Annotated in this window: 29 protein-coding genes; 19 read left to right on the top strand and 10 right to left on the bottom strand. The window is 68.3% G+C overall.

Annotation, left to right across the window (positions count from 1 at the left end):
- Positions 1–28: 28 nt before the first annotated feature.
- The gene (locus tag AC3WJT_RS12680) at positions 29–1843 is read left to right on the top strand and encodes an amidohydrolase (RefSeq protein WP_492343488.1); all 1815 of its coding nucleotides are present in this window, start codon (positions 29–31) and stop codon (positions 1841–1843) included.
- 4 nt (positions 1844–1847) lie between these two features.
- Here AC3WJT_RS12680 and AC3WJT_RS12685 read toward each other — a convergent pair whose 3' ends face one another.
- Genes AC3WJT_RS12685 through AC3WJT_RS12695 form a run of 3 tightly spaced genes read right to left on the bottom strand, consistent with a single transcriptional unit; the run spans position 1848 to position 4955 of the window.
- The gene (locus tag AC3WJT_RS12685; protein WP_492343489.1) at positions 1848–2636 is read right to left on the bottom strand and encodes a TrmH family RNA methyltransferase; all 789 of its coding nucleotides are present in this window, start codon (positions 2634–2636) and stop codon (positions 1848–1850) included.
- Positions 2633–3523 (bottom strand): class I SAM-dependent methyltransferase, encoded by an 891-nt coding sequence (locus AC3WJT_RS12690; protein WP_492343490.1) that lies wholly within the window; start codon positions 3521–3523, stop codon positions 2633–2635. Before AC3WJT_RS12690 ends, AC3WJT_RS12685 begins: the two co-directional genes overlap by 4 nt.
- Positions 3524–3539: 16 nt before the next feature.
- On the bottom strand, positions 3540–4955 hold the full coding sequence (locus tag AC3WJT_RS12695; RefSeq protein ID WP_492343491.1) for a glycosyltransferase family 2 protein: 1416 nt from the start codon (positions 4953–4955) through the stop codon (positions 3540–3542).
- Between the two features lie 170 nt (positions 4956–5125).
- Here AC3WJT_RS12695 and AC3WJT_RS12700 point away from each other — a divergent pair, with 170 nt between their 5' ends.
- The 4 genes from AC3WJT_RS12700 to AC3WJT_RS12715 are packed head-to-tail and all read left to right on the top strand — an operon-like array spanning position 5126 to position 8334.
- Positions 5126–5761 (top strand): TetR/AcrR family transcriptional regulator, encoded by a 636-nt coding sequence (locus AC3WJT_RS12700; protein ID WP_492343492.1) that lies wholly within the window; start codon positions 5126–5128, stop codon positions 5759–5761.
- A gap of 4 nt (positions 5762–5765) precedes the next feature.
- Entirely contained in the window at positions 5766–6575 is an 810-nt protein-coding gene (locus AC3WJT_RS12705) for an ABC transporter substrate-binding protein (RefSeq protein ID WP_492343493.1), read from the top strand.
- Positions 6572–7558 carry a FecCD family ABC transporter permease gene (locus AC3WJT_RS12710; RefSeq protein ID WP_492343494.1) on the top strand — a complete coding sequence of 329 codons (987 nt, stop codon included), beginning with the start codon at positions 6572–6574 and terminating at the stop codon, positions 7556–7558. The genes AC3WJT_RS12705 and AC3WJT_RS12710 overlap by 4 nt, the downstream gene beginning before the upstream one ends.
- Positions 7555–8334, top strand: coding sequence for an ABC transporter ATP-binding protein (locus AC3WJT_RS12715; RefSeq protein WP_492343495.1), 780 nt, complete (start codon positions 7555–7557; stop codon positions 8332–8334). Before AC3WJT_RS12710 ends, AC3WJT_RS12715 begins: the two co-directional genes overlap by 4 nt.
- Here AC3WJT_RS12715 and AC3WJT_RS12720 read toward each other — a convergent pair.
- Positions 8310–10418: a lytic transglycosylase domain-containing protein gene (locus AC3WJT_RS12720; RefSeq protein ID WP_492343496.1), complete on the bottom strand. Its 2109-nt coding sequence runs from the start codon at positions 10416–10418 to the stop codon at positions 8310–8312. The two genes, AC3WJT_RS12715 and AC3WJT_RS12720, sit on opposite strands and share 25 nt — an antisense overlap.
- A 125-nt stretch (positions 10419–10543) precedes the next feature.
- On the opposite strand from AC3WJT_RS12720, the gene dapA reads away from it, so the two are divergent.
- The 3 genes from dapA (at position 10544) to AC3WJT_RS12735 (ending at position 12944) form a co-directional block, all read left to right on the top strand.
- Positions 10544–11428: a 4-hydroxy-tetrahydrodipicolinate synthase gene (dapA, locus tag AC3WJT_RS12725; protein WP_492343497.1), complete on the top strand. Its 885-nt coding sequence runs from the start codon at positions 10544–10546 to the stop codon at positions 11426–11428.
- Entirely contained in the window at positions 11428–11895 is a 468-nt protein-coding gene (gene smpB, locus AC3WJT_RS12730) for an SsrA-binding protein SmpB (protein WP_492343498.1), read from the top strand. The genes dapA and smpB overlap by 1 nt, the downstream gene beginning before the upstream one ends.
- Before the next feature lie 62 nt (positions 11896–11957).
- Positions 11958–12944: an SPFH domain-containing protein gene (locus AC3WJT_RS12735; RefSeq protein ID WP_492343499.1), complete on the top strand. Its 987-nt coding sequence runs from the start codon at positions 11958–11960 to the stop codon at positions 12942–12944.
- A 6-nt stretch (positions 12945–12950) separates the two neighbouring features.
- Here AC3WJT_RS12735 and AC3WJT_RS12740 read toward each other — a convergent pair whose 3' ends face one another.
- Both AC3WJT_RS12740 and AC3WJT_RS12745 read right to left on the bottom strand, forming a co-directional pair.
- On the bottom strand, positions 12951–13607 hold the full coding sequence (locus AC3WJT_RS12740; RefSeq protein ID WP_492343500.1) for a uracil-DNA glycosylase: 657 nt from the start codon (positions 13605–13607) through the stop codon (positions 12951–12953).
- On the bottom strand, positions 13597–14205 hold the full coding sequence (locus AC3WJT_RS12745) for a LabA-like NYN domain-containing protein (protein WP_492343501.1): 609 nt from the start codon (positions 14203–14205) through the stop codon (positions 13597–13599). Before AC3WJT_RS12745 ends, AC3WJT_RS12740 begins: the two co-directional genes overlap by 11 nt.
- Before the next feature lie 12 nt (positions 14206–14217).
- Between AC3WJT_RS12745 and folK the strand changes: the two genes are divergently transcribed.
- The 3 genes from folK to AC3WJT_RS12760 all read left to right on the top strand — a co-directional run bounded on the left by folK (position 14218) and on the right by AC3WJT_RS12760 (position 17470).
- Positions 14218–14736: a 2-amino-4-hydroxy-6-hydroxymethyldihydropteridine diphosphokinase gene (folK, locus tag AC3WJT_RS12750; protein WP_492343502.1), complete on the top strand. Its 519-nt coding sequence runs from the start codon at positions 14218–14220 to the stop codon at positions 14734–14736.
- Positions 14737–14810: 74 nt separating this feature from the next.
- The gene (gene rpoZ, locus AC3WJT_RS12755; RefSeq protein WP_492343503.1) at positions 14811–15170 is read left to right on the top strand and encodes a DNA-directed RNA polymerase subunit omega; all 360 of its coding nucleotides are present in this window, start codon (positions 14811–14813) and stop codon (positions 15168–15170) included.
- A gap of 140 nt (positions 15171–15310) precedes the next feature.
- A complete protein-coding gene (locus AC3WJT_RS12760) occupies positions 15311–17470 on the top strand; it encodes a RelA/SpoT family protein (protein WP_492343845.1) in 2160 nt (719 codons plus the stop codon).
- Between the two features lie 39 nt (positions 17471–17509).
- Here the strand turns inward: AC3WJT_RS12760 and AC3WJT_RS12765 are convergent, their stop codons facing one another.
- From AC3WJT_RS12765 to AC3WJT_RS12780, 4 genes are all read right to left on the bottom strand, one after another.
- Entirely contained in the window at positions 17510–17917 is a 408-nt protein-coding gene (locus tag AC3WJT_RS12765; protein WP_492343504.1) for an NUDIX hydrolase, read from the bottom strand.
- A 130-nt stretch (positions 17918–18047) separates the two neighbouring features.
- Positions 18048–18626, bottom strand: a complete 579-nt coding sequence (locus AC3WJT_RS12770; RefSeq protein ID WP_492343505.1) for a hypothetical protein — start codon at positions 18624–18626, stop codon at positions 18048–18050.
- Positions 18627–18811: 185 nt separating this feature from the next.
- Positions 18812–18937 carry a hypothetical protein gene (locus tag AC3WJT_RS12775; RefSeq protein ID WP_492343506.1) on the bottom strand — a complete coding sequence of 42 codons (126 nt, stop codon included), beginning with the start codon at positions 18935–18937 and terminating at the stop codon, positions 18812–18814.
- A gap of 187 nt (positions 18938–19124) precedes the next feature.
- Positions 19125–20060 (bottom strand): IS1595 family transposase, encoded by a 936-nt coding sequence (locus tag AC3WJT_RS12780; protein WP_492343507.1) that lies wholly within the window; start codon positions 20058–20060, stop codon positions 19125–19127.
- A gap of 267 nt (positions 20061–20327) precedes the next feature.
- On the opposite strand from AC3WJT_RS12780, the gene pyrE reads away from it, so the two are divergent.
- The 8 genes from pyrE (at position 20328) to AC3WJT_RS12820 (ending at position 26500) form a co-directional block, all read left to right on the top strand.
- Positions 20328–20912, top strand: coding sequence for an orotate phosphoribosyltransferase (pyrE, locus tag AC3WJT_RS12785; RefSeq protein ID WP_492343508.1), 585 nt, complete (start codon positions 20328–20330; stop codon positions 20910–20912).
- Positions 20913–20919: 7 nt separating this feature from the next.
- Positions 20920–21699 (top strand): pyridoxine 5'-phosphate synthase, encoded by a 780-nt coding sequence (locus AC3WJT_RS12790; protein WP_492343509.1) that lies wholly within the window; start codon positions 20920–20922, stop codon positions 21697–21699.
- A gap of 63 nt (positions 21700–21762) precedes the next feature.
- Complete coding sequence (gene acpS, locus AC3WJT_RS12795) at positions 21763–22182, top strand: holo-ACP synthase (RefSeq protein WP_492343510.1); 420 nt, start codon at positions 21763–21765, stop codon at positions 22180–22182.
- An 82-nt stretch (positions 22183–22264) separates the two neighbouring features.
- Positions 22265–23101, top strand: coding sequence for a signal peptidase I (lepB, locus tag AC3WJT_RS12800; protein WP_492343511.1), 837 nt, complete (start codon positions 22265–22267; stop codon positions 23099–23101).
- Between the two features lie 124 nt (positions 23102–23225).
- Complete coding sequence (gene lepB, locus AC3WJT_RS12805; protein ID WP_492343512.1) at positions 23226–24062, top strand: signal peptidase I; 837 nt, start codon at positions 23226–23228, stop codon at positions 24060–24062.
- Complete coding sequence (gene rnc, locus AC3WJT_RS12810; protein ID WP_492343513.1) at positions 24059–24760, top strand: ribonuclease III; 702 nt, start codon at positions 24059–24061, stop codon at positions 24758–24760. Before lepB (AC3WJT_RS12805) ends, rnc begins: the two co-directional genes overlap by 4 nt.
- A 127-nt stretch (positions 24761–24887) precedes the next feature.
- The gene (gene era / locus AC3WJT_RS12815; protein ID WP_492343514.1) at positions 24888–25838 is read left to right on the top strand and encodes a GTPase Era; all 951 of its coding nucleotides are present in this window, start codon (positions 24888–24890) and stop codon (positions 25836–25838) included.
- Positions 25839–26008: 170 nt separating this feature from the next.
- Positions 26009–26500, top strand: a complete 492-nt coding sequence (locus tag AC3WJT_RS12820) for a nuclear transport factor 2 family protein (RefSeq protein ID WP_492343515.1) — start codon at positions 26009–26011, stop codon at positions 26498–26500.
- Positions 26501–26514 lie beyond the last annotated feature (14 nt).

Raw genomic sequence — 26514 nt, forward strand, 5'->3', positions numbered from 1 at the left:
GGTGCGCCGGTTCGATCGGGAGGGATCATTGACCGCCAGCATCATCGACCGGCCGCAAGGTCAGGGCAGGCTATCGCAGCGCGTCTTTCAGGCTCGGGACTCTCGCCTGCACGGCTGTCCCTGCTGCGCGCCGATCCTCAAGGACCTCGGCCAACTGTCGCTGCCCTACATGGCCGGGGCGGCCGGCGAGGCCGCCTGGAAGCGTCTCGGCGCCCCGCCGGAGACGTCGACCGGAACGCAGGTGCTGGTCAACGCGCGGATCCTGACCATCGACGCCGCCTTCTCCAGCGCCGAGGCCCTGGCCCACCGCGACGGGCGGATCATCGCGATCGGCGACCGGGCTGACGTCCTGACCCTCGCCGGCGAGGACGCGGCGATCGTCGACTGCGGCGGCCGCACGGTGCTGCCGGGGTTCATCGAACCCCACATGCATTTCTTCTCGATCGCCATTCTTGGCCGTTATCCCGATGTCGGCCCGACCGCCTGCGCCGACGCCGACGCGGTGATCGAGCGGATCGGCGCCCTGTCGGCCGTGGCCCCTCCGGGCGACTGGATCGTCGCCCGGCAGTTCGATCCGTCCCTGCAGCCCGGCGGGGACCGCATCACGCGCCACACGCTCGACCCGGTTGCGCCGGACCGGCCGGTGTTCCTGTTCAATGCCTCGTTGCACATCGGCTACTGCAACAGCCGTGCGCTGGAGATCGCCGGGGTCACCGCCGAGACCCCCGATCCGCCCGGCGCCGCCTATGGCCGCGACCTGGACGGTCGTCCGAACGGCGTGCTGCAGGGGCAGACGCCGATCTTCGCGGTGCTCGGCCATAACCTCACGGCGATGGCGCTCGACGACGTCCCCGAGGCCAGTCGGCGGGTCTGTGAGAAGGCCAACCGCGTCGGCGTGACGACCTTCTGCGATCAGGCCTCTGGCGGATTCCAGGGGCGACGGGAGATGGCCGCCTTCCACGCGTTCGCCGCCTCGGGCCACATGACCGCCCGTTTGCGCTATTCGCTGATTCAGGCCGGACACGCGACCTGGGACGAACAGGGGCTCAGGCCCGGCGACGGCGACGCCATGGCGCGCGCTACAGGCTGGAAAATCGTCTCCGACGGCTCCAACCAGGGTCGAACGGGCCTGCAGCGCGAGCCCTATTTCGACGGTGTGGGTGGCTTCGGCATCGCCTATGTCGAACCGGACGCCCTGCGCGAGATCGTCGTCAAACGCGCGCTGCAGGGCTGGCAGGTGACGGTCCACGCCAATGGCGACCTGGCTATCGACCGCGCCCTGGACGCCTTCGAGGCCGCCTATGCCGCCGGGGCCTCGCGCGAACTGCGGTTCCGTATCGAGCACTGCTCGGTGCTGCACGATGAACAGATCGCCCGGATCGCGGCGCTCGGCGTCAGCCCCAGCTTTCTGATCGGCCACGTGCACTACTGGGGCAAGGCGTTCCGCGACGAGATCTTCGGGCCGGAGAAGGCAAACCTGCTGTGCCGCGCCGGCTCCTGCGGTCGGGCCGGCATCCGCTGGACGGTTCACTCCGACGACACGGTCACGGAGATGGGGCCCATGCGGCTGATCGACAACGCGGTGAACCGGACCCTCTGGCGCGAGCCCGGCGGCGTGCTGAACCCGGCCGAGCGTGTCAGTGTCGAACAGGCGATCATCGCCCTGACCCGCGATGCGGCCTGGCAGTGCCATTCCGAGCATGAGATCGGCACGCTGGAGGTCGGCAAGTTCGCCGACTTCGTGGTGCTGGACCGCGACCCGCTAGCCATTCCGCCGGAAGAGGTCGGGGCTGTGCAGGTGCTGGAAACCTGGGTCGGCGGCCGGCGGGTCTACGCGGCCTGAGCGGTCAATCTCCCGCCGCGTAGATCATGATCCCCGTCGCCACCGACAGGTTCAGGCTGTCGGCCCGGCCGCGCATGGGGATCTTGACGTTCACGTCGCACAGGGCCGCCAGTTCCGGCGTCAGCCCGGCCTGTTCGTTGCCCATCAGGATCAGGGTCGGGCGGCGATAGTCGGCGGTGCGGTGATCGACGGTGGCGGTCAGCAGGGTGCCGACCACCGAGCCCGGCCAGCCCGCGCGCCAGGCGATGAACTCGGCTTCGGTCAGCTTGACGATCGGCACGGCGAAGATCGAGCCCATGGTCGCCCGCACTGCCTCGACCGAATAGGGATCGCAGCAGTCGCCGACCAGGATCACCCCGCCGCAACCGGCCGCGTCGGCCGTGCGCACGATGGTGCCCAGGTTGCCCGGGTCGCGCACCTTGTGCAGGGCGACCCAAACCTTCGCGCTGTCCGGCGCCAGGGCCTCCGACGGGGTGAAGACCTGGTCGAAGACCGCCAGCACGGACTGGGGGTTGTCGCGGCGCGCGACCTTTTCGAGGATCTCGCGATTGACCTCGATGACGTCGCCGCCGGCCATGCCGGTCGCGCCGATGGCCTTGATCAGCAGGGGATGGTCGCCGCCGTCCTGGCCGAACATCAGGATCCTGGGGGTGAACCCCAGTTCGATCGCCTCGGTGACGATCTTCAGGCCCTCGGCGAGGAACTGGCCGGTCTCCTCGCGGGTCTTGCGCATGTGCAGCGCCTTGACCGCCTTGACGGTCGCGTTGCTGTGCGAGGTGACGACACGGCTCATGCCGACCACCGGGCGAAGAAGGAAAGGCCGACCTGCCGGTCGCCGGACTCCTCGACCAGCGCCAGTTCGCCCCAGTCGATGCGGCCCGCGCGGCCTGCGGTCGCCTCGGCCACCAGTCCGGCCATCGAGGCGCCGGAGATGCGGGCGGCGTAGGCATTGAGGATCAGGAAGGAGGCGTCGTCCGACAGCAGGCCGGCGCACAGCTTGACCATCTCCGGCAGGTCCTCGAACAGCCGCCAGACCTCGCCGTCCGGGCCGCGGCCGAACTTGGGCGGATCCAGAATGATCCCGTCATAGCGACTGCCGCGCCGGTCCTCGCGCTGCACGAAGCGGCGGGCGTCCTCGACGATCCAGCGCACGTTGTCGATGCCGGACAGGGCGGCGTTCTCGCGGGCCCGGCTGACGGACTGCTTGGAGGCGTCCACATGGGTCACCTGCGCCCCGGCGGCGGCGCAGACCAGGCTGGCGACGCCCGTGTAGCCGAACAGGTTGAGGATCTTCAGCGGCCGGCCCGCGGCGCGCTGGCGGGCGTCGAGCCAGTCCCAGTTCGCCGCCTGCTCCGGGAAGAAGGCCAGGTGGCGGAAATTTGTGAACCGGCCGTGGAACTTCACCTCGCCCCAGCCGAGCTCCCAGCTGTCGACCGGCGTTCCCTTGAACCGCCAGCGGCCGGCCTCATCCTCGTCGGTAGGGTCGAACACCGCGTCGGCATTGTCCCAGCGGGCGGCGGGCAGGCGCGGGGTCCACAGGCACTGCGGCTCGGGCCGGACCACGTGATAGGGGCCGTAGCGCTCGAGCTTGCGGCCGCCGCCGCTGTCGACCAGCGCATAGTCGGTCCAGCCCGTGGTGCGCATCAGCGCGGGGATTTCGGCGATGATCGGCCCGGTCATCAGCGGGCGATACGGCTCAGGCGACGACCTGTCCAGCCCGTGGCGCATGCGGGGTCTTGTCCCAGTGGAACGGCCGGTCGAGCAACTGGATCAGCGCGTGGATCGCCGCGAGCGAATGCAGTGGCCAGTAGAGAGGCATGAGCAGCAGGTCCCGCGCCCTGACCGGCCCCCCCGCGCGCGCCAGTCCGACCGCCCCGGCGAAGGCCGCGCAAGCCCAGCCGAAGACGAGCAGCGCGGCATCGGCCGGCCTGACCCACGGCGCGCCGTCATGAACCAGTCCGATGACGCTCGCCATCAGCACCCAGGCGGTCAGCGGCCCATGCAGGAAGGCTGCGGCGATCGCCGATCCGAGGGTGGCCGCGAAGACGGCCGCGACGCCGGTGCGCCAGTGCGGCGGCGTGCGGGAGTGAACGCCGAACGTCTGCATGTAGCCCTTCACCCATCGGGCGCGCTGCGGGATCCAGTCCCGAAGGGTCTCCGGCGCCGGCTCCCAGGTCGGCCGCGACAGCACGCCCATCGCGTAGCCCTCCGCAGCGAGCCGGAAGCCCAGGTCAGCGTCCTCGGTCACGTTCCAGGCGTCCCACCCGCCGACGGCGCGCAGGGCGGACAGGCGGAAGTGATTGCTGGTCCCGCCCAGAGGGAAGGGCGCGCCCAACCGGGCCAGGGCGGGCAACAACACCTCGAACTGGGTCGCGTACTCCAGGGCGAACTGCGCCGGGAGAACCCTCGGATCGCGGTCAATGCGCAGCGGCGCCTGAAGGCAGGCAAGCCGGGCAGGGGCCGTCGCGAACCGCGCCGCCGCCTCGCGGATCTGTCCCGGATCTGGCCGGTCCTCGGCGTCGTAGATGGTCACCAGCGTCCCGGTCGCCCGTTCGAGCGCGACATTGCAGGCGCGGGGCTTGGTGCGGGGATGTCCGGGCGGCGCCACCAGCACCCGGATGAAGGTCGGCAGGTCCAGCGCCGAGAGGGCGTCGCGGGTTTCATGATCATCGCTCTCGAGCACCATGATGATCTGAAGCCGGTCGGCCGGATAATCGAGCGCGCAAAGGGCCTCGACGAGGTGCGGGGCGATCTTGGCCTCGCGGTAGAGCGGAGCGATCACGGTATAGGGCGGCAGCGCCTCGTCGGGCAGGGTCACGGCGTCGCTCCATCGCAGCGGCATCAGACCGGCGATGAGCCGCGTCAGGGCCGTCGCCAGAAACAGCAGGAAGACCAGGTGGTGCACCAGGGTCGGCGCGAACGCGACGGCGGCGAGCAGGATCGCGATGGCCAGGCCGCCGATTGCGATCTGGAGCGCCGTCGGAGGCACGGCCGCGCCGCGGAGGCGCATCACGTCGCCCGGGTCGGCCAGACGGGGCCGGGCTCTGAGCAGGCCGGGAGCCATGACGCTGACTATGCCGGGTCGCCGCGACTCGTGGAATTTCCGCGCCATTCCGCGCCCTCCGCCCGCAGCGAATCAGACCCGCCTCGAATATCCCGTCAAGAGGGAAAATGCCACAATGCAACCCAAGGGCGCTTCTTTGGCCGCGAAGCGCCTTGCGGGGTCTGGGTGATTGCCGTTTAGTGGACGGTGGGGAAACGTTTTGGGGAAGGCCGAGTCGCGTGACGACCACCTTGAAGAAGCCGCAACGATCGGCGCGTAAGCCCAAGGGCGACGGTCATATGCGCCGGGGCGAGATCCTTCTCGCGGCCGAGCGGATATTTCTCGCCGAGGGCTACCACGGCGCCACCATCCGCAAGATCGCCGACGAGGTGGGGGTATCCTCTACGGCGCTCTACATGCATTTCCGCGACAAGGACGAGATCCTGCTGGAGATCTGCGACAGCGCGATCGCCAAGCTGCTCCGGTCCAACAGCGAGATCTCCGCCCGGCCGATCGACGCCGTGGCCAAGGTTCGGCTGATGCTGGACGCCTACATCACGTTCGCGCTTGAAAACCCGAACGCCTACCAGCTGGTGTTCTGTGGTCAGAGCGGTCTGGTGTCCGAGGGCAAGCAAGCCGCCACCGAAGCGCTCGGCGACAGCTGCTACGATGTCTTCGTGAGCACGGTCCGCGATATCGGCGCCACCGGTCGACTGCGGACCGGCACCGTGGAGAGCGCGGCCCAGTCGATGTGGGCCGCCTGCCACGGCCTCGTGGCGCTGCTCCTGACCAAGCCGACGTTTCACTGGGCTCCGACCGATGAACTGCGCAGCGTGATGCTCGATGGTCTGCTCTACGGCCTCGTAACGGACTGAACCCGTGTACCGCGCGTCAGCTCTGACCGCCGCCCTGGCGGCGCTGGCGTTCGCCGGTCCTGCGCTCGCGGCGCCGCCGACGGTAATGTCGCTGGACAGCTGCGCCGACCAGTATGTGCTCGCCCTCAGCCCCCGTGCGGCGATCGTCGGCCTCTCGGCCCGCGCCGATGACCGCGACAGCTATATGCGGACCTCGGCGCGAGGGCTGCCCGTGCGCCGGGCGACGACCGAGGCGGTGCTGGCGGTCAGACCGGACATCGTGGTCCGCTACTGGGGCGGGGACGCCCGGCTGGAAGACGCGCTCAGCCGGCGAGGAATCCGCGTCGTGCGGATCAACGAGGCGACCGATTTCGACGGGGTCCGCGCCAATGTTCGCGAGGTGTCCGCTGCGCTTGGCCAGCCCCAGGCCGGCACCGGGCTGATCGCGCGGATGGACGCCAAACTGGCCCGGGCCCGAGGGGCCTGGACCGGCGAACCGGCGCTGTATTTCACGCCCAGCGGCTTCACGACGGGGCCGGGCAGCCTGGTCGACGCCATGCTGCGCGCGGCCGGCATGACCAATCTGGCCGCCGGTTCGACCTGGAAGCCGATCCCGCTCGAGCGGCTGGTGATCGATCCGCCGAAGGCCTTCGTGCTCGGCTTCTTCGACACCTTCGCCGTGGCCATGCAGCGCTGGGGGCCCGGACGACATCCGGCGCTGAAGCGTCGCCTTGCGGGCCGAGCCGTCGCGTCGCTGCCCTCGTCGATCCTCGGCTGCCCCGCCTGGTTTGCGGCGGACGGCCCGGAGCTGCTGGCGAAGGCGCGCGGGCGATGACCCGCCGTCGCGGGCTGGCTCTGCTGGCGGTTCTGCTGCTGGCCGCGGTGATCATCGCGGTGCTGGTCGGCGAAACGCCGTTGCGCGCGGCGGACTATCTGGCGGCCTTGATGCGGCCAGGCTCAGCGCCGGGCGAAATCCTCTGGACCATCCGGGCGCCGCGCGCGGCGATGGCGGCCCTGATCGGCGCGGCTCTGGGGCTCTCCGGGGCGGCGCTGCAAGGGCTGCTGCGCAATCCACTGGCCGATCCGGGCGTGCTCGGCGTTTCCGCCAGCGCCGGACTGGGCGCCGGGCTCGCCATCGCGCTCGGTCTGGCGGCCATCCCTGGCGCGATTGAAGCCTCGGCCCTTGTCGGCGCGCTGGTCGCCGGGGCGCTGGTGGTGGCGCTCGCCGCGCGGTTCCGCGAGCCGGAAACCCTGATCCTGCTGGGCGTCTCGATTTCGGCCTTCGCCGGGGCGCTCAGTTCGCTGGTCTACAATCTTTCGCCGTCGCCGGTGACGACCGCCGAGGTGCTGTCCTGGATGCTCGGGTCCGTCGCCAACCGCGGCTGGTCGGACCTGCTCACCACGGCGATCCCGGCGGCGCTCGGTGCGGTGCTGGTGGCCTGGTCGGCGCGCGGACTGACCATGCTGACGCTGGGCGAGGAGACGGCGGCCCTGTCCGGCCTGCCGATGGCGCGGCTGCGCGCGGCGGCGGTGGGCGGCGCGGCCCTGCTGGCGGGCGCGTCGGTCGCCGCGGCGGGGATCATCGGCTTTGTCGGCCTGGCGGCGCCCCATCTGGTTCGACGCTTCTCGGGCGATGACCCCGGCAAGACCCTGCTGCCCTCGGCGCTGGCCGGCGCCCTGCTGCTGGTGCTGGCGGACCTGGCGGCGCGGGTCATTCCAACCGAACAGGAGCTCAAGCTGGGCGTTGTCACCGCCCTGTTCGGCGCGCCCCTCTTTGCACTGGTCGCCTGGCGCGCTGCGCGGAGCTGGCGGTCGTGAGCGCGGCCTGGTCGCTGCAAGGGCTGGTCGTTCGTCATGGCGGCCGGCCGGCGCTGGACGGCGCCGGCCTTGCCGTCATCGCCGGGCAGATGGTCGGGGTGCTCGGTCCCAACGGCTCGGGCAAGACGACGCTTCTGCGCGCGGGGCTTGGTTTGCTTCGGCGTGAGGCGGGCGCAGCGGCGTTGTCCGGTCGACCTGTCGAGACGATCCCGGCGACCGAGCGCGCGCGCCTCGTCGGCTATCTGCCGCAGGAGCGCCGCGTCGGCTGGAACCTGGCGTCGCTGGATATCGTGGCGCTCGGCGCGCCGGACCTGCCGCCTGCCGCTGCCCGCGACATTGCCGCCGACTGTCTGCATCGGGTCGGTCTGGGCGGTTTCGAGCAGCGAGGCGTGCTGGAGATGTCCGGGGGGGAACGGGCGAGGGTGCTGCTGGCGCGGCTGCTGGCCACACGGGCGCCGCTGCTGGTCGCTGACGAACCGGCGGCTGGTCTGGACCCGGACGCCCAGCTCCTGACGCTCGAGCTTCTTTGCGCGGAGGCCGCTCGCGGGGCCGCCGTGGTGATCACCCTGCACGATCTGTCGCTGGCCGCCCGCTTCTGCGACCGGCTGGTGGTGCTGTCAGAAGGACGCGTCGCGGCGGACGGACCGCCGGCGGAGGCGCTATCCCCGGAAATACTGCACAGCGTATTCGGCCTGGACGGCGCCTTGATCGAGGCCGGCGGCGAGACCGTCCTTGCGGCCCGCCGCGCGGTTCAGCGGCCGGCGCCAGGCAGGTAGGGTGCGCGCGGGTCCGGGCCTGGCTGGACCGGCGACCAGCCGCCCCGCCGGATGTCGCTGGACAGCGTCATCGGCGTGGAGCCGCCATTCAGTCGGGCGCGATAGACCAGCATCGTCTCGACCGTCCGCATGACGTAGTTGCGCGTCTCGGAGAACGGGATGCACTCGATGAAGTCGAGCGGATCTGTCGTTCCGCCGCGCGGATCGCCGCACTGGCTCACCCAGGCCGCCGGCCGGCCCGGCCCGGCGTTATAGGCCGCAGCGGCCATGATGTAGGAGCCGTTGAAGGTGTTGATCATGTCGCCCAGGTAGCGAGAGCCCAGGCGCATGTTGAACTGCGGATCGAACAGGCGGTCGACCGAATAGGGTTCAGCCAGCTGCCGGGCCACCATCGCCCCGGTCGTCGGCATCAGCTGCATCATGCCGCGCGCGCCCGGCGCCGATTTGGCGCGAGGGTCGAAGTTGCTTTCCTGGCGCGAGATGCTGTGCACGAACGCCGGCTCGGCGCCGCCCGCGACCTGCGGCAGGATCAGGATCGGATAGCCGCGCTCGGGCAGGACCATGCCGCGCTGGGCGGCCGTGCGAACGGCGCGCATCGCGGTGTCCTGGTCGCCGTAGTTCCGCGTAAGGTCGACCAGCAGCGCGCATTCGGCCGCCGTCGGCAGGGTGTCGTCCACGTGCAGGGCGAACACCTTGAACGTGTCCCGGTTGCCGGTCTCGTAGAGCAGGCGCAGGGCGCGAACCAGTTCACGGCCCTCGAACCGTGCACGGTCAGCCTGGGTGATCACCGGATCCTTGGGCAGGACCAGATCCCTGATGCCCGCCTTCTCGGCCGCCAGTTGGCCGTAGAAGACCGTGATGTACTCCGCGCCCTTCAGGTAGAACGCCTGGGCCCCGGCCTTGTCGCCCATGGCTTCGGCCGCGCGGCCTTGCCAGTACAGGGCGCGGCCCTGGGTGATCGGCGAAGTGCCTGCGGCCGCAAGGCGGGCGAAGTGATCGGCCGCCATCATCGGGTTCTTCAGTTTCGAGAGCGCGATCCATCCGGCGTAGAATTCAGCCTCGGCGGCGTCGGGGCCGACGGTCAGACCGGTATTGGCGGCCGCGCCGTAGGCGCCGGCGTAGTCTCCGGCGACGAGGGCCGCGCCGACCATCTGGCGTCGCCCGCCGTCCTTGGTGGTCCAGGCGCGCGCGGCGACATCCTGGCTCGGCGCCGCCTTGAAGCCGCGGGCCAGCTGCAGCGCCATGACGGTCAGGCCGCGGCGCTGGAAATAGGACGCCTGCTCGAAGATCAGTCCGGGATCCTGCCGCTGCTCATGCGACATCGAGGCGATCATGTCGTTGCCGCCGGTCGAGTTCGACCTCAGGGCGATCCGCGCATCAGCGATCGGGCGATAGGACTCGGGCAGGCTGGCGACCATCTCGCGCGCCGCCGGACCCTGCGGTCCGTAAAGCAGCATGTCGGCGCGGGCGAGGTTGTCGTCCTGTGTCAGGTAGGCGCTGAACCGGGCGCGCATCGCGGCCTGGGGCGCGGCGTCGAACAGTTCCTCGCGCCACCAGCGCCGGATCAGGGTCCGGGCCTCGTCGTCGCGACCGGCGGCGCGATAGGCGCCGGCCAGCGCCATCGCGCCCTGCACGGTCTCCGGTTCGGTTCCGCCGAACCAGGCGATCACCCGCTCGGGCGGCATGCCGGACGTCTCGATCAGCTTTTCAGCGGTCGTCTGCCGTTTGGCGCCGCGCGGCCAGCCGTTGAGGTCACGGCGCACGGAATCGGCCTCGAAGAAGCTCAGGGACTCCGGCGCGCCGTCGGCCAGGGCCCAGAGCGCGATCTTCTTTGCGACCGGGTCCTGGATCGAATCCATCGCCAGGCGGGCGCGACCCGCATCGCCGGCGCGGCCGGCGGTCAGCGCTGCGCTCAGGTTGGCGGCGTCAGAATCGGACAGGGACGGGCGGTAGGCGATCTGGGGCGTGGTCACCAGTTGTGGGCCGCCATCGGCCTGCATCGACTGGGACTGCGCGACCGCGCCGCCGCCGAGAATCGCCGTCAGGACTGCGCCGATCGCCAACTTCCGTGCAATTGCCGTCAAACCAGTGTCTCCAAACCGTCAAACCGCGCCGCTGGCGGTTGCGAACGCCCCGTGCGGGGACATATTGTCCGCCTCCGACACACAGCCGCAAATGAAAGCGGCGATCTCACGGCTTTTTGCAAGTCATGGTCCAGTTTCCCTTCAAGGGCGTTCTCCCCGCCCTCGTGACTCCTTTTCGCGACGGCGCCGTCGATGAGGCCGCCTTTGTCGCCCTTGTCGAACGGCAGATCGCCGGCGGCGTTCACGGTCTGGTGCCCGTGGGCACCACCGGCGAGACCTCGACGCTGAGCCATGACGAGCACCGTCGCGTGGTGGAGCTCTGCATCGCCACGACGAAGGGACGCATTCCCGTCATCGCCGGCGCCGGCAGCAATTCGACGGCCGAGGCCATCGAGCTGGTCCGGCACGCCAAGGCGGTCGGCGCCGACGCGGCGCTGTGCGTCACGCCCTACTATAACCGGCCCAGCCAGGAGGGGCTCTACGCCCACTACCGGGCCATCAACGATGCGGTTCAGCTGCCGGTCTTCGTCTACAACGTGCCGGGGCGGACGGCCGGCGACATCAGCAACGAGACCCTCGCGCGCCTGTCGGCCCTGCCCAACATCATCGGCATCAAGGACGCCACCGGCGACATGACCCGGGTCAGCCTCCAGCGGCTGATGTGCGGCCCCGAGTGGGTGATGCTGTCGGGGGACGATCCCTCCGCGCTCGGCTACATGGCGCACGGCGGCCACGGCTGCATCTCGGTCACGGCCAATGTCGCGCCGGAAGGCTGCGCGGCCTTCTTCGACGCCTGCATGGCCGGGAACTGGGAGTCGGCGCGCGACTGGCAGGATCGCCTGGTCCGGTTGCACAAGTCGCTGTTCCTCGACGCCTCGCCGTCCCCGACCAAGTTCGCGCTCGCGCACCTCGGCCTCTGCGCCGAGGACTGCCGTCTCCCGATCACCGCCTGCGCCGACGGGGTGAAGCCGGTCATTCTCGACGCCATGCGGGAAGCAGGGGTCCTCTAGTGACCCAGGTTGGCAAGACCATCGCGGAGAACCGCCGCGCGCGGTTCGACTACTTCATCGACGATGTGGTGGAAGCCGGCATCATGCTGACCGGGACCGAGGTTAAAAGCCTGCGCAACGGCCGGGCCAACATCGCCGAATCCTATGCGGCGGTGGAAGGGTCGGAGATTGTCCTGATCAATGCCGACATCCCGCCCTACAGCGGCGGCAATCGCTTCAATCACGAGCCCCGGCGGCACCGGAAGCTGCTGCTGCACCGCAAGCAGATCGGCAAGCTGATCGGCGCGGTCCAGCGCGAGGGGCGGACCATCATTCCGCTCAAGCTCTACTGGAACGAAAAGGGCCTCGCGAAGCTCGAGATCGGCCTGGCCAAGGGCAAGAAGCTCCACGACAAGCGCGAGACCTCCGCCGAGCGTGACTGGCAACGGGACAAGGCGCGCCTGATGAAGGGCGACCGGACGGGCTGAGGCCCCGGTCGTCAGGGCCGAATCGCCGCACAGTCGCCGGATCGCCGTCAGGGAGATCCGGTATGAGCGCCTCGGACAACAAGATCACACGGATGTCTCGGGGGCCGCGCGTCGCCCGGGTCGGGCTGACGGTTGCACTGCTGGCGTTCGTGCTGGTCGGCGGCGGTTGCACCGTCACGGCCTGCAGCACCACGGTCGAGAGCGGCGAGGCCGGCATCAAGACCACCAAGTTCGGCGCGAACCCCGGTGTTCAGCCCACCGAGCTTCGCCCCGGCTGGCACTGGAAGGGCATCGGCGAGAACATCATCATCTATCCGACGCGGCAGCGGACCTACAGCTACACGCGCGAGCCCAACTCCGACGGCAAGGAGAACGAGGAAATCGCGTTCGCAGACCAGACCGGCCTGCCGATGACCGCCGACGTCAACCTGACCATCCGCGTGCGCGACGACCGCGCCGCCGAGCTCTACGCCCGCTGGCGTCAGCCGTTCGACGACCTGCTTGACGGCCAGATCCGCAATGACGTGCGCTCGGCCATCGCCAAGGAGACCGAGCAGGTTCCGGTGTCCTGCAACCTGAACACCACGCCCGGCGCCGCCGTCGGCGCCGCGCCGATCGCGGCGGCGGCCTGCACCGGCTCGCTGATGGGCGCCGGCCGCCAGCTGGTGATCCAGCGCGCCTTCCAGCGGGTCCGCAACAAGTGGGCCGCCGAGGGCGTCGAGATCAGCCAGATGGAATGGGTCGGCACCATCCGCTATCCGCCGAGCGTAACCGCCGCGGTTGAAGCCCGCACCCAGACCGAACAACGCACCCTGGCGGCCCAGCAGAAGGCCGCCGAGGCGCGCGCGAACGCCGAGGCGGCCATCGAGACGGCCCGCGGCATTGCCGAAAGCACCCGTCTGCGCGGCGAGGCCCTGCGCGCCAATCCCGAGATCATCCAGCAGATCTACGCCGAGCGCTCGCAGGGCCTGTGCCCCCCGGGCACGGACACTTGCATCATCGGCCAGGGCGCCTGGGGGCTGGTGCCCGGGAAGGGGCAGGGGGACTGACGCGCGTCAGTCTTTCAGCAGCGCCCGCACCCGCAGGAAGATCTCCTCGAACATCGCCGGCGTCAGCCGTCCGGTATTCGTGTTCAGCCGGGAGCAATGGTAGCTGTTGATCACGGTGTAGGGGCCGGCCGTGAACTGCGAGCCGTGGCCGGGTTCGCCCAGTGAGGCCTTGAGTCCCATCGCCCGCAGCACGCTGCGCCGGGCCACGTCGCCGAGGGTGACGATCACCTTCAACTCGGTCAGCTCCGACAGCTTGGCGGCGAAGAACGGGCTGCAGGTCTTTTCCTCGCTGGTCTCGGGCTTGTTCAGCGGCGGGGCGCAACGGACCACGTTGGTGATCATCACGCCGCTCAGCGCCAGATCATCGTCGCCGTTCGGGTCATAGGTCCCCGTGGCGAAACCTGTCTTCTTCAGGGTGTCGTAGAGCAGCCAGCCGGCGTGGTCGCCGGTGAACGGCCGTCCCGTGCGGTTGGCCCCGGTGCGGCCGGGCGCCAGACCCGCGATCAGCAGCCGGGCGTTCGGGTCGCCGAAGGACGGGGCGGGGCCGTTCCACCAGTCGGGGTTCTGCCGCTGGTTCTCGCGCCGGTACTCGACCAGGCGCGGGCAGAGCGGGCAGTCGCGCGGGGGTTCGGAGGCGCTCATATCGCCGCAGCTAGACTTCATCGTCGGCCTCGACTTCGGCGCGGGTGCGGGCCGGCGGGTCCTGCAGGAATCTCGGAGTCGGCGCCCGGGCCGGGCGGCCGATGATGTCGCCGAGGTCGGCCAGGTCGACGAAGGCGTCGCACTGCCGGCGCAGGTCGTCGCTGACCATCGGCGGCTGGGATTTGACGGTCGAGACCACGGTCACCCGCACGCCCTTGCGCTGGACGCCCTCGACCAGGGCGCGGAAATCGCCGTCGCCGCTGAACAGCACCACATGATCGGCCTTGCCGGCGATATCCATCATGTCGACGGCGATCTCGACATCCATATCGCCGCGCCAGCGCTTGCGGCCGTTGGCGTCGGTGTATTCGCGGGCCGGCTTGGTCACCACGGTGAAGCCGTTGTAGTCGAGCCAGTCGACGAGCGGGCGCAGCGGGGAAAAGTCGTCGCCGCTCTCGGCCAGGGCGGTGTAGTAGTAGGCCCGGATCAGCACCCCGCGCTTGCGGAACTCGTCCAGCAGCTTGCGGTAGTCGATGTCGAAGCCCAGCGCCTTGGCCTGGGAATAGAGGTTGGCCCCGTCGATGAACAGGGCGAGCCTGTCGGTCGGATAAAACGTCATATTTTCAAATCCTTGAACGCAATATCTCAATCAATATCGGACGAATCCGTCGTCATCGCCCTCGGGAGCAATCTAGCGGGGACGCATGGCTCCTGCGAAGCCCTGCTCGAGGCGGCGCTGGCGAGGTTTGCGGACCACGGCCTGACGGTGACCGCACGGTCCGGCTGGTGGCGCTCGGCGGCCTGGCCGGATCCCACGGCGCCGGCCTACCTCAACGGCGTGGCGCTCGTTGAGACGGACCTGACCCCCGGCGAAGCGCTGGAAGCGCTGCACGCCATTGAGCGCGAGTTCGGACGGGCGCGGGGAGAGATCAACGCCGCCCGTACGCTCGATCTCGACCTGATCGCGTTCGGCCGGCTGGTCCTTGAAGCGCCGGGGCTCTGTCTGCCGCACCCGCGCGCACACGAGCGGCTGTTCGTCATGGGGCCGTTGGCGGAGATCGCGCCGGACTGGCGGCATCCGGTGAACAGGCTGAGCGCCGCAGCGCTCGCGGTCGCTGCAAGTGTAGGCCAGGACGCGAGGCCGGCCTGATCGCGCTTGCGGCGTTGCACAATGACGCGCAAAACTCTATGTACCCCGGTCCCACCGGCACCAGAGAATCCAATATGGCCCGCGTCACCGTCGAAGATTGCGTCGAGAAGATCCCCAACCGCTTCGGTCTGGTCCTCGTCGCCGCCCACCGCGCCCGCGCCATCTCGGCCGGTTCGGCGCTGATGGTCGACCGCGACAACGACAAGAACCCGGTCGTCGCCCTGCGCGAAATCGCTGACGACGTGGTCGACAATGACGGCCTGAAGGAAAGCCTGATCGGCACGCTGCAACGCGTCGACGAGCGCACGGAAGCCGAGGAAGAGGCGGAAACCATCGCCCTGCTGTCGGATCCGACCCACATGCAGATGAGCGAACAGGAACTGATCCGCGCCCTGCAGAGCGACCGCGACGGCGGTCAGGAGGAGCGGTACTGAGCCCTGACGGCACAGATCCGCTAGAGACCACCCTGGAGGCGGCGCCGACCGCCGCCGCCTATCCCCCGAACACGACTCCTGAGGCGCCCGAGGCGGCGCCTCACACCGCCGCCCGCGCACGGGCGGCGGGTCCGAAGTTCCTGCGCCAGTACGAACTGATCGAGCGCGTCCGGGCCTACGACCCGACGGCTGACGAGGGCCTGCTGAACCGGGCCTATGTCTACGCCGTGCGGATGCACGGCTCACAGACGCGGGCGTCCGGCGATCCCTATTTCGCCCATCCGATCGAAGTGGCCGGGATCCTGACGGAATATCGCCTCGATACGGCGTCCATCGTCACCGCCCTGCTGCACGATGTGATCGAGGACACCTCGGTCACCCGCGAGGACATTGAGGAACTGTTCGGGGCCGAGGTCGCCGAACTGGTCGAAGGCGTCACCAAGCTCTCCAAGCTGGAACTGGCCGCCGAACATGCCCGCCAGGCCGAGAACCTGCGCAAGTTCATCCTGGCCATCTCCAAGGACGTGCGCGTCCTGATGGTCAAGCTGGCCGACCGTCTGCACAACATGCGCACGCTGGGCTACATCGCCAAGCCAGCCAAGCGCGAGCGGATCGCCCGCGAAACCCTCGACATCTATGCGCCGCTGGCCCGCAACATCGGCTGCCATCGCATTTGCACCGAGCTGGAGGAGCTGGCGTTCGAGCACCTCAATCCGGTCGCACGGAATGCCATCCTGCGCCGGCTCGAGGCCATGCGGGTCGACCAGGGCAGGGCGGTGCAGCAGGTCAGCGGCGACATCAGCCGCATCCTCGACGCGGAAGCGATCCCGGCCCGCGTCTTCGGCCGCGAAAAACACCCGTTCTCGATCTGGCGAAAGCTGCAGCGCAAGTCCATCGGCTTCTCGCAGATGAGCGACATCTACGCCTTCCGCGTGATCGTCGACAGCGAGGACGACTGCTACCGGGCGCTCGGCCTGATCCACCGCCAGTGGCCCTGCGTGCCCGAGCGCTTCAAGGACTTCATCTCGACCCCCAAGCGGAACAACTACCGGTCCCTCCACACCACGGTGATCGGGCCGCGCGGCATGCGCGTCGAGATGCAGATCCGCACCGAGGTCATGGACCGTGTCGCCGAGGACGGCGTGGCGGCGCACTGGCGCTACAAGAACAAGTCCTACGGCTTCGACCGCGAGGCGATGGAGGCCGAGGGCGGCCGCGACCCGCTGGCCAGCCTGCGCCAACTGGTCCAGGTGCTGGAGCACGGCGGCGACTCCGAGGAACTCGTCGAACACGCCAAGATGGAGCTGTTCCTCGACCAGGTGTTCGTCTTCACCCCCAAGGGCAAGCTGATCACCCTGCCGCGCGGCTCGATGCCGCTGGACTTCGCCTACGGCGTCCACACCAACGTCGGCGACACCACGGTGGGGGCCAAAATAAACGGCGAACTCAAGCCCTTGCGGACGGAACTTCAGAACGGCGACGTGGTCGAGATTGTCCGTGGGCCCAAGCCCGCGGTGCTGCCCGACTGGCGCTCGCTGGCCGTGACCGGCAAGGCGCGCTCGGCGATCCGCCGCCATATCCGCCAGACCGAGAAGGAAGAGTTCCTGCGCCTCGGCGTCGCGGCGATGGACCAGGCGTTCGGTCGCGTCGGCAAGACGCGCTCTGGCGTGACCTTCCGTCCTGCGCTCGACCGGTTCGCGATGGCCAGCGAGGACGAACTGTTCGACGCCGTCGGTCGCGGGCGGTTCAGCCCGGCTGATGTCCTCGAAACGATCTTCCCCGGCCTCAAGGACTCGGAAAAGGCCGCTGTCAGCGCCCGACGGCGGATCGAAGACGGCCGCGAGGCCCATGTCTTCGTGGTCGGCGACAAGGTCCGGGCCGGCTCGATGATCCGCTTCGCCAACTGCTGCCGGCCGGTGCCGGGCGACCGTATTGTCGGGATCGCGGTCGAGAAGGCCATCGAGGTTCACGCCATCGATTGCCCGACCCTGGAACAGTACGACGAGCGCCAGGACCTGTGGCGCGACCTGCACTGGACCGCCGAGGCCGAGCGTCACACCGTGTCCCGCACGCGCCTGCGCGCCACGATCCGCAACGCCCCCGGTGTGCTCGGCGAGGCCTGCACGATCATCGGCGAGGTCGGCGGCAACATCGTCAACCTGAACATGCACTACCGCGGCGACGACCATTTCGACGTCGACTTCGACCTCGACGTGAAGGACGCCCGCCACGCGACCAACATCGTCGCCGCCCTGCGCGCCAATCCGTCCATCGAGACGGTGGACCGGGCCAAGGGGTGAGCCTCACTGAGGGGCATGCACTTCAGTGCGTGTCCCCGGCTATTCGACCAGCGCCTTCACCGCCGCCACTGTCGCGCTGGTCAGGGGCGAGGGCAGGGCGTCCAGCGGAAACCAGCCGCAGCCGCCCAGCTTGTCCGGCTCCAGCACGACGGGCTCCCCGACGCTGTCCTCCACCAGATAAACCGGCGCGACCCAATGCTGGCCGTCGCCCAGGTCGATGGTGTCGGCGAGGCACAGCAGCCGCCCCGGCGTGATGGTCAGGCCCAGCTCCTCGGCGATCTCGCGGGCGCAGGTGTCGCGCGTGGCCTCGCCCCAGTCGACCTTTCCGCCCGGCAGGCCCCAATGGTTGGCCTCCGGTTCACGCAGCCGCTGGACGAGGAGCAGCTGGCCGTCGCGCAGGATCGCGGCGCCGCAGCCGACTCGGGGGACGGGGTGTGGAGAGGTCATGAAGCCTCCTACCGTTCCTCCCCCGCGAGGGGAATTATATACGTGACAAAGCTGACCGAACGATGCGATTCCCAAGAGGGACAGGCCGGCGCTGAGATTGAGATTACCCCCGCTATGATCGAAGCGGGGACTATTCGCCTAAGGGACCTTCTGGACGCAGAAACAGGCTCAGCTTACGTGGTGGAGGAGGTGTTTCTGGCCATGTCACGGGCCAATTGCCATGGCTAAGGTCGTCCACGGCATCAACCACAGCGTGGACGAACTCACGCACCATCACCGCGCTTCGCGCAGCGGCGCGAAGGTCTTCTAAGCCAAACGCGTATTCGTTTACGTCTCCAGGGCGGCCCTTAACGCCCTTCACCACAAAGAGCGTATCCCTTCCAGCCGCGCCGAAAGTCGGCATAGCGTGCATCACCAGATTTCGGTTTTCGGCACAGATGCCGAAGAGGCGAAGGGCTGCATCCACGTAGCCGCAGACGTGTTCGTTGTGTCGTCTGGCATAGACATGGCGGATGAAGTCCGCGCGTTGAGCGTTGTTGAGTTCAAAGTAGAGGAATGGAACTATGTCCTCTTCTTCGCCGAGGAGGGCGGTAAGGAGCCCGTATAGCGAGAACTCAAGATCGCAGAATGTGAGCGCCACGGCTCCGACCGCCTCAATGTGAGGCTTGGGGCCGATCCACGCCAACACCTCTTTCCACGCCAAGGCCATGACCGACAAACCCTCTGAAGCTGAAGAGAAGGCCGCTGAAGCCGAGTTTCAGCGGGTGCTAGGTAATCTGGCGGCGATGCCACACAAGCCGCACGTTAACCGCCGGGAAGGGGACTCGTCCCAAACCCGGAAAAAGAGGGGCGCCCCTAAGAGCGCCCCCAAGTCAGAGCAGCCGTCCTAAGCCCTTACTTCTTGGGCTTAGGCGGCGTCTTGATGGTCTCAACGGTCGTCGTGTTCGGACGGCGTTGTGCTTCCTTGACCGGGATAAACTCGCCGGTCTTGGCATCGCGACCAATTTTGAACGTGGTCATGGGTAGTGGGTCCATACGGAAACCGGGCAAAAGCGCCCGCGGTAAGGCTTAGAAGCCCGCTTCCGGTATGGTCCTCAACGCACTCTCACGCACGCGAGCAAGTGCAACGATTCGCACGGCAAAGGCGAAGGATCGTTCTTACTTTGTGCCGTTCTTGCGAAGGCTTTGCAGCTTCCTTGCCTTCTGCCTACGCGTGCGCGGCTTCACCAGCCCGCCGATAGGTCAGGCGCTTGCCACCGATGCCGCGCAGCAGCTCGTCGGTGCGCATCGTGTCGGTGATGCCGAGGGCGATGCGGTTCGAGTAGCGGAAGTCGAACTCGGCAAGGTAGCGCGCTAGGTGCGCTTCCGAGACGTGGTGGAACGTGCCGACGACGCCGCGCTTCAGGATGGCGAAGAAGCCTTCGACCGTGTTGGAGTGAGCGTTGCCGCGAACGTATTCGTCCTTGCCGTGGTTGACCTTCTCATGGCCCGCAAACTCGGTCCCGACGTTGCGGTATTGGCCCGCCTCGTCGGTCATCAGGACGCTTTCGCGGCGGACCTGGGTGCGCAGGATCGGCGCGAGGGTCTTGCCGGTCACGTTGGCCACATGGAACGAACGGGCGCGGCCACCGCGCTCAACGAGGGCGAACACGACCTGCTTGCCAACGCCGCCGATCTGGCCGGGCTGACGCTTGGAGACGTGCTTGTTCTTCTCTTTGCCGCCGACGAAGGTTTCATCGGCTTCGACAAACTTGCCTTCGCCGCCCATCGGGGCGCCGTTGTCGCCCATCGCCTCGCGGATGCGGTGGCACATGAACCAAGCGGTCTTGTAGGTCACGCCGAGAGTGCGGCCGATCTGGTGGGCCGAGATGCCCTTCTTGCTGGACGACATGAGGTAGGTCGCCAGCAGCCACTTGTTGAGCGGAACCTTGGAACGCTCGAACACGGTTCCGACCGTGACGGTGAACTGCTCACGGCACGCGTTGCACTGATACAGGCCCGCACGGTGAGCCTTGCCCTGAAGCGCGGTGGCTTCGGCCACGACGCCGCAATGAGGGCAGATCGGACCTTGCGGCCAACGGGTGGCTTCGAGGTGTTCGCGGGCCTTGTCGGCGTCGGTGAAGATCGGTGCGGTGAGGTTCATCGGTAGGGCTTCCTTCAGTGAAGAAACCTTACGAAATCAACGCTGCTTTGTCACGTATATAATTCCCCCCGCGAGGGGGAGGGGGACCATGCGGAGCATGGTGGAGGGGGATGCGCGGCACCAGGGGGTTTGGGAGCGATCCTGCCTGACGACGCCTGTGCATCCCTCTCCACCACCCTCCGGGCGGTCCCCCTCTCCCTCGCGGGAGAGGATGGCGCGTTTTTTGGGAGGCTGGTCGGACTCGGTTCCCGACGCTATCTAGCCAGAATGACCCAGGAAGACGTCCTCAACGAGTTCCGTGGCGCCGACGCGCTGCGCGAAGGCCATTTCGTGCTGTCCAGCGGGCTGCACAGCCCGGTGTTTCTGCAGAAGAACCTGGTGTTCGCCGAGCCGGATCGCTGCGCGCGCCTGTGCAAGGCGCTGGCGGCCAAGATCATCGCCGAGGTGGGCCAGCCGGACGTGGCGATCAGCCCGGCCGTCGGCGGCATCATCCCGGGCTACGAGACCGCCCGGCATCTGAACATCCGCTCGCTCTACGTCGAGCGCGAGGGCGGCGCCTTCAAGCTGCGGCGCGGCTTCTCGATCGAGCCTGGCGCGAAGGTGGTCATGGTCGAGGACATCGTCACCACGGGGCTGTCGTCCCGCGAATGCATCGCCGCCATCCGTGAGGCCGGGGGCGAGGTCATCGCCGCCGCCTGCATCGTCGACCGCTCCGGTGGCCGGGCTGACGTCGGCGTGCCCCTGATCGCGCTCGCGACCCTGGATGTTCCGGCCTACGAGGCCGACAAGCTGCCGCCCGAACTGGCCGCCATCCCGGTGCAGGACCCGGGGAGCCGGCGGCTCAAGGGATAGGATCGCGATGAACCCTCTCCGCCTCGGCGTGAACATCGACCATGTGGCGACCATCCGGAACGCCCGGGGCGCCAGCTATCCGGAGCCGCTGCGTGCGGCCGACCTGGCGCTGGCAGCGGGCGCCGACGGCATCACCGCCCACCTGCGTGAGGACCGGCGGCATATTTCCGACCACGACATCGACGAGCTGTCCGACCTCTGCCTCAAGCGCGGCAAGCCGCTGAACCTTGAGATGGCCGTCACCGAAGAGATGCTCGGCATCGCCGTCGCACACCGGCCGCACGCCGCCTGCCTCGTGCCCGAGCGGCGCGAGGAGGTGACCACCGAAGGCGGTCTGGACGTCGTCGGCGGCCACAACCGCATTGCGCCCGCTGTCCAGCGCCTGCGTGAGGCGGGCTGCCGCGTGTCGTTGTTCATTGAGGCCGATCCGGCGCAGATCCGCACCTCCGCGGACATCGGGGCGCAGGTCGTCGAGCTGCACACGGGCGCCTATTGCGACGCCCTGCGCGCCGGGGAGCATGAGCGGGCAGGGGCGATCCTGCAGCGGCTGCGCGCCGGCGCCCGGCAGGCGTTCGAGCTGGGTCTGGAAGTCCACGCCGGCCACGGTATCGACTACGCCACGGTCAAACCGGTCGCCGCGATCCCGGAGCTGATGGAACTGAATATCGGCCACTTCCTGATCGGCGAGGCGATCTTTACCGGGCTCGCCCCCGCGATCCAGCGCATGCGGGTCCTGATGGACGCGGCCAGAACGCATCCCGCAAAAGTGGAGGCCGGTTTTGCGTAAGGATGCGTTCCCCCTTTTGATTCACGAATGCGACTTCGCGCATTCGTGGGCCGAGCTGGCCGCATGATCATCGGCATCGGTTCGGACCTCAGCGACATCCGTCGCCTGGAAAAGACCCTCAATCGCTTCGGCGACAGGTTCGTCGAGCGGATATTCACCGACGTGGAGCGCGAACGGTCCGAGCGCAAGGTCAATGCCCAGGGCGGTCGCGCGGCCAGCTATTCCAAGCGTTTCGCCGCCAAGGAAGCTTGCGCCAAGGCGCTCGGCACGGGCGTGCCCCGGCGCGGCGTCCACTGGAAGGACATGGGCGTGGTCAACCTGCGCAGTGGCAAGCCGACCATGGCGCTGACCGGCGGCGCGGCCGAGCGGCTGGCCGAGCTCATTCCCGAGGGCATGGTTCCGGTGATCCACCTGTCCCTGACGGACGACCATCCCTACGCCCAGGCCTTCGTCGTCATCGAGGCCCTGCCCGGGCCGGCATGACGACGAGTTAACGGGCGCCCCGAAACGGACTAGCCTACAAGCCGATCCGGGCGGGGGCGCCCAGCCGACAGAGACAGTGGCCATGAACGACGCCGTTGATACGCCAGCCGACGACACCGTCGACGGGGACGTCGCCACGCAGGATGGGACGGCGCCCGTTACCGACACCAAGGCCGAACTGATCGAGATGGCCCGGACCATCGCCTACGCGCTGGCGATCGCGCTGGTCCTGCGGATCTTCATCTTCCAGCCTTTCACCATCCCGTCGTCGTCGATGCGGCCGAACCTGTTGATCGGCGACTACGTCGTCGTCTCGAAGTTCAGCTACGGCTACAGCAAGCACTCGATCCCGTTCAGCCCGCCGCTGTTCAGCGGGCGCCTGTTCGCCGCCACGCCCAAGCGCGGCGATGTGGTGGTCTTCAAGACGCCGGCGGAAGGTCACAAGGACCTGATCAAGCGCCTGATCGGTCTGCCGGGCGATACGATCCAGATGACGAACGGGGTTCTGACCGTGAACGGCGTGACCCTCCCCCGCGAGGCCGACGGTCTGGCGGAAGGCGACTCGAGCGCCTGCCCCAATGACGCGACGCCGATGCGCTACTGGGAAACCAACGCCATCGGCCGCCGCTACATAACCTATGACTGCGGCCCCGGCCGCCTCGACAACACGCCGGCGTATCTGGTGCCCGAGGGGCAGTATTTCTTCATGGGCGACAATCGCGACAACTCCCTGGACAGCCGGGTCGCGCCCGAGGCCGGCGGCGTCGGCTATGTCCCGGCGGAGAATCTCGTCGGCAAGGCCGAGACGGTGCTGGCCTCGTGGAAGGAGGGCGCGTCGCTGTTCAAACCCTGGACCTGGGTGCTGAACCTGCGCTGGAACCGGTTCTTCCACTCGATGAGCGCCCAGGCGCCCGCCTGAGCCGCCGCCAATACGCCACGAACGCGAAGTAGCGGGCGTCAGGCTTGCCGCTGTCGTATAGGCGGACTAACCAGACTCGCGGGGATGCTTCCCGCATCATTGAGAAGAGAGCCGCGCGCGCACTATGACTGACGCCGCCGAACCGCAGGTCGAGACCATCGCCGACGCCAGGCCGCTGGCGCTCGACACGCCTCACGAAGAGACGCCGCCCGAAACCGGCGTCGACGCGGTCAGCGAGACGATCGAGATCGTCAAGACGGTCGTCTACGCGCTGCTGATCGCGCTGGTGCTGCGGATCTTCCTGTTCCAGCCGTTCACGATTCCCTCGGCGTCGATGGAGCCGAACCTGCTGAAGGGCGACTACATCATCGTCTCGAAGTTCAGCTACGGCTACAGCAAGCACTCGATCCCGTTCAGCCCGCCACTGTTCAAGGGCCGGATCTTCGCCAGCGCGCCCGAGCGCGGCGACATCATCGTCTTCAAGCTCCCGTCGGATAATCAGACGGACTACATCAAGCGCCTGATGGGCCTGCCGGGCGACCGGATCCAGGTGAAGGCCGGCGTGGTTTATGTGAACGGCAAGGTCAACGCCCGCCTCTACGACGGCCCGGGCGATCCCGGGACCTGCTGGAACGGCTCGACCGTCCAGCGCTTCCGCGAGACCAACATGGACGGCCGCGCCTATGAGACCTACGACTGCGGGCCGCGCGGCGATGTGGATGACACCGGCGTCTATATCGTGCCCGAGGGCCACTACTTCTTCATGGGCGACAACCGCGACAACTCGCTGGACAGCCGCGTTGCGCCGGAAGCCAGCGGCGTGGGCTTCGTGCCGCAGGAAAACCTCGTCGGTCACGCCCGGATCATCCTGCTGTCATGGAACGGCAAGGCGTCGCTGTTCAAGCCCTGGACCTGGTTCCTCGACGCCCGTCCGAGCCGGTTCTTCAACGTCCTGAAATGAACGCCAGGCTCGAGGCTGTAACGGCCCTCGAACGGCGCATCGGCCATGTCTTCGCCGATCGCGATCTGCTGGAGCGGGCCCTGACCCACTCCAGCGTCGGCGACGGCGCGCGCAAGGTCCGTCACAACGAGCGGCTGGAGTTCCTCGGCGACCGGGTGCTGAACCTGCTGGCGGCCGAACGCCTGCTGGCGCTGGACTCGGACGCCAAGGAGGGCGTGCTGTCGCCCCGACTGGCGGCGCTGGTCAACGGCAGGGCCTGCGCCCGCGTGGCGCGCCACATCGGCCTGGCGCCGGCCCTTCGCCTGTCGGGCTCGGCGACCAAGATCGGGGCCCGGGAGTCCGACGGCGTGCTAGGCGACGCCTGCGAGGCGCTGATGGCGGCCCTCTACATCGACGGCGGCCTCGACGTTGCGCGCAGCTTCTTCAACGAGGCCTGGCGCGAGGAGTTCGACGCGCCGTCGGACACCCGCGGCCACGATCCCAAGACCCGGCTGCAGGAATGGGCCCAGAGCCTGGGCCTGCCGCTGCCGGCCTACGCCGTCATCGCCCGCAAGGGCCCTGACCATGCCCCTGTGTTCACCGTCGAGGTGATGATCCAGGGCTTCGACCCTGAACAGGGCGAGGGCCGCTCCCGCCAGGAAGCCGAAAAGTCCGCGGCCCTGGCCATGCTGCTGAGCCGGGAAGGGCGGGCGGATTAGTCGGAGACATGTACCAAAGGTACGTGTCCCCTAAACCCGGAGCCGCTCGATTGGGGGACACGTACCTGACGGTACATGTCCCCGCGAGACATGTCCCCGACGGCCAACTGTGCTACAGGCCGCCGCAATGACCTCTTCATCCCCCACCCGCGCGGGTTTCGCCGCGATCATCGGCGCCCCCAACGCCGGCAAGTCGACCCTGACCAACCGCCTCGTCGGCGCCAAGGTTTCCATCGTCACCCGCAAGGTTCAGACGACCCGCTTTCCCGTGCGCGGCGTGGCCATGGCCGGCTCGTCACAGATCGTGCTGGTCGACACCCCGGGCATCTTCACCCCGCGCCGCCGGCTGGACCGGGCCATGGTCCGTTCGGCCTGGTCGGGCGCCGAGGACGCTGACGCCGTCGTGCATCTCGTCGACGTCCAGGCCCAGCTCGCCGTCAGCGGCGAGGGCAAGGCCGAAGGGGCCGACAAGAAGGCCGTCCAGGACGTCCAGACGATCATCGAGGGTCTCAAGGGCGCCAAACGTCAGGCGATCCTGGCCCTGAACAAGATCGACGGCGTCAAGCGCGAGCGAATGCTGGCGGTCGCCCAGGCGCTGTTCGACACCGGCGTCTATTCGGAGGTGTTCATGATCTCGGCTGCCACGGGCGCCGGGGTCGAGGATCTGCGCGACCGGCTCGCGGCCATGATGCCGGAAGGGCCGTGGCTTTATCCGGAAGACCAGACCGCCGATCTGCCGGTGCGCCTGCTGGCCGCCGAACTGACGCGCGAGAAGCTCTATCTGCGGGTCCACGAGGAGCTGCCCTACGCGGCGACGGTCGAGACAACCGCCTTCGAGGAGCGCCGCGACGGCTCGGTGCGCATCGAACAGACCATCTTCGTCGAACGCGACGGCCAGCGCGCCATCATCATCGGCGAGAACGGCCAGACCCTGAAGTGGATCGGCTCGGCCTCCCGCGAGGAACTTGCCGAGCTGCTCGACCGCAAGGTTCACCTGTTCCTGCACGTGAAGGTCCGCGAGAACTGGGCCGACGAGCGGGATATTTACCAGGGCATGGGTCTGGAGTTCGACGTCTAGGGACGGGCTCACCGCTCTCACAAATTTCGCTCATCCCGGCGAAGGCCGGGACCCAGACTTTTTCAGAGCCTCGGCTTACGGTTCAGGCAAAGCCTGGCCTTGCCGGACCGATGAGCGGCTGTTTCAAAAACGCCTGGGTCCCGGCCTTCGCCGGGATAAGCGGAGTTAGAATGCGCAAGCTTGCCCTGATGCTGACCGTGTTGATGGCGGTAGTCGCCCAACCCGCCCGCGCCGCGACCCCTCAACAGGACATCGCGGCCGTTCTCGACGCCCTGCACACTGCGGCGGCCAAGGCGGACGGCCCTGCCTATTTCGCGCTCTACACACCCGACGCCACCTACCTGGGCACCGACGCCGCCGAGCGCTGGAGCCTCGATGAGTTCAAGGGCTACGCGACGCCCTACTTCTCGAAGGGCCAGGGCTGGACCTACGTACCGCGCGAGCGGCACATCACCATCGCCCCGGTGGCCTGTCGCTGCGTGGCCTGGTTCGACGAACTGCTCGACAGCCAGAGCTACGGGACCAGCCGGGGAACCGGGACCCTGGTGCTGACGCCGGACGGCTGGAAGGTCTCGCAGTACGCCCTCACGTTCCCGATCCCCAACGATCTGGCCAAGGACATGACCTCCACGATCAAGGCTTTCGAGGCGAAGGCGAAGTAGCTCCGGTCCCCGGG

The organism is Caulobacter sp. FW305-C-30-S16 (assembly GCF_058783025.1).

Bases quoted from the DNA above. Each gene is read 5' to 3' on its own strand.
- AC3WJT_RS12685 (WP_492343489.1), bottom strand. From the start codon at position 2,636: ATGAGCCGTGTCGTCACCTCGCACAGCAACGCGACCGTCAAGGCGGTC.
- AC3WJT_RS12690 (WP_492343490.1), bottom strand. From the start codon at position 3,523: ATGACCGGGCCGATCATCGCCGAAATCCCCGCGCTGATGCGCACCACG.
- AC3WJT_RS12695 (WP_492343491.1), bottom strand. From the start codon at position 4,955: ATGGCGCGGAAATTCCACGAGTCGCGGCGACCCGGCATAGTCAGCGTC.
- AC3WJT_RS12710 (WP_492343494.1), top strand. From the start codon at position 6,572: ATGACCCGCCGTCGCGGGCTGGCTCTGCTGGCGGTTCTGCTGCTGGCC.
- dapA (WP_492343497.1), top strand. From the start codon at position 10,544: ATGGTCCAGTTTCCCTTCAAGGGCGTTCTCCCCGCCCTCGTGACTCCT.
- AC3WJT_RS12735 (WP_492343499.1), top strand. From the start codon at position 11,958: ATGAGCGCCTCGGACAACAAGATCACACGGATGTCTCGGGGGCCGCGC.
- AC3WJT_RS12740 (WP_492343500.1), bottom strand. From the start codon at position 13,607: ATGAAGTCTAGCTGCGGCGATATGAGCGCCTCCGAACCCCCGCGCGAC.
- AC3WJT_RS12745 (WP_492343501.1), bottom strand. From the start codon at position 14,205: ATGACGTTTTATCCGACCGACAGGCTCGCCCTGTTCATCGACGGGGCC.
- rpoZ (WP_492343503.1), top strand. From the start codon at position 14,811: ATGGCCCGCGTCACCGTCGAAGATTGCGTCGAGAAGATCCCCAACCGC.
- AC3WJT_RS12765 (WP_492343504.1), bottom strand. From the start codon at position 17,917: ATGACCTCTCCACACCCCGTCCCCCGAGTCGGCTGCGGCGCCGCGATC.
- AC3WJT_RS12770 (WP_492343505.1), bottom strand. From the start codon at position 18,626: ATGGCCTTGGCGTGGAAAGAGGTGTTGGCGTGGATCGGCCCCAAGCCT.
- AC3WJT_RS12775 (WP_492343506.1), bottom strand. From the start codon at position 18,937: ATGACCACGTTCAAAATTGGTCGCGATGCCAAGACCGGCGAGTTTATC.
- AC3WJT_RS12780 (WP_492343507.1), bottom strand. From the start codon at position 20,060: ATGAACCTCACCGCACCGATCTTCACCGACGCCGACAAGGCCCGCGAA.
- pyrE (WP_492343508.1), top strand. From the start codon at position 20,328: ATGACCCAGGAAGACGTCCTCAACGAGTTCCGTGGCGCCGACGCGCTG.
- AC3WJT_RS12790 (WP_492343509.1), top strand. From the start codon at position 20,920: ATGAACCCTCTCCGCCTCGGCGTGAACATCGACCATGTGGCGACCATC.
- acpS (WP_492343510.1), top strand. From the start codon at position 21,763: ATGATCATCGGCATCGGTTCGGACCTCAGCGACATCCGTCGCCTGGAA.
- lepB (WP_492343511.1), top strand. From the start codon at position 22,265: ATGAACGACGCCGTTGATACGCCAGCCGACGACACCGTCGACGGGGAC.
- lepB (WP_492343512.1), top strand. From the start codon at position 23,226: ATGACTGACGCCGCCGAACCGCAGGTCGAGACCATCGCCGACGCCAGG.
- rnc (WP_492343513.1), top strand. From the start codon at position 24,059: ATGAACGCCAGGCTCGAGGCTGTAACGGCCCTCGAACGGCGCATCGGC.
- era (WP_492343514.1), top strand. From the start codon at position 24,888: ATGACCTCTTCATCCCCCACCCGCGCGGGTTTCGCCGCGATCATCGGC.
- AC3WJT_RS12820 (WP_492343515.1), top strand. From the start codon at position 26,009: ATGCGCAAGCTTGCCCTGATGCTGACCGTGTTGATGGCGGTAGTCGCC.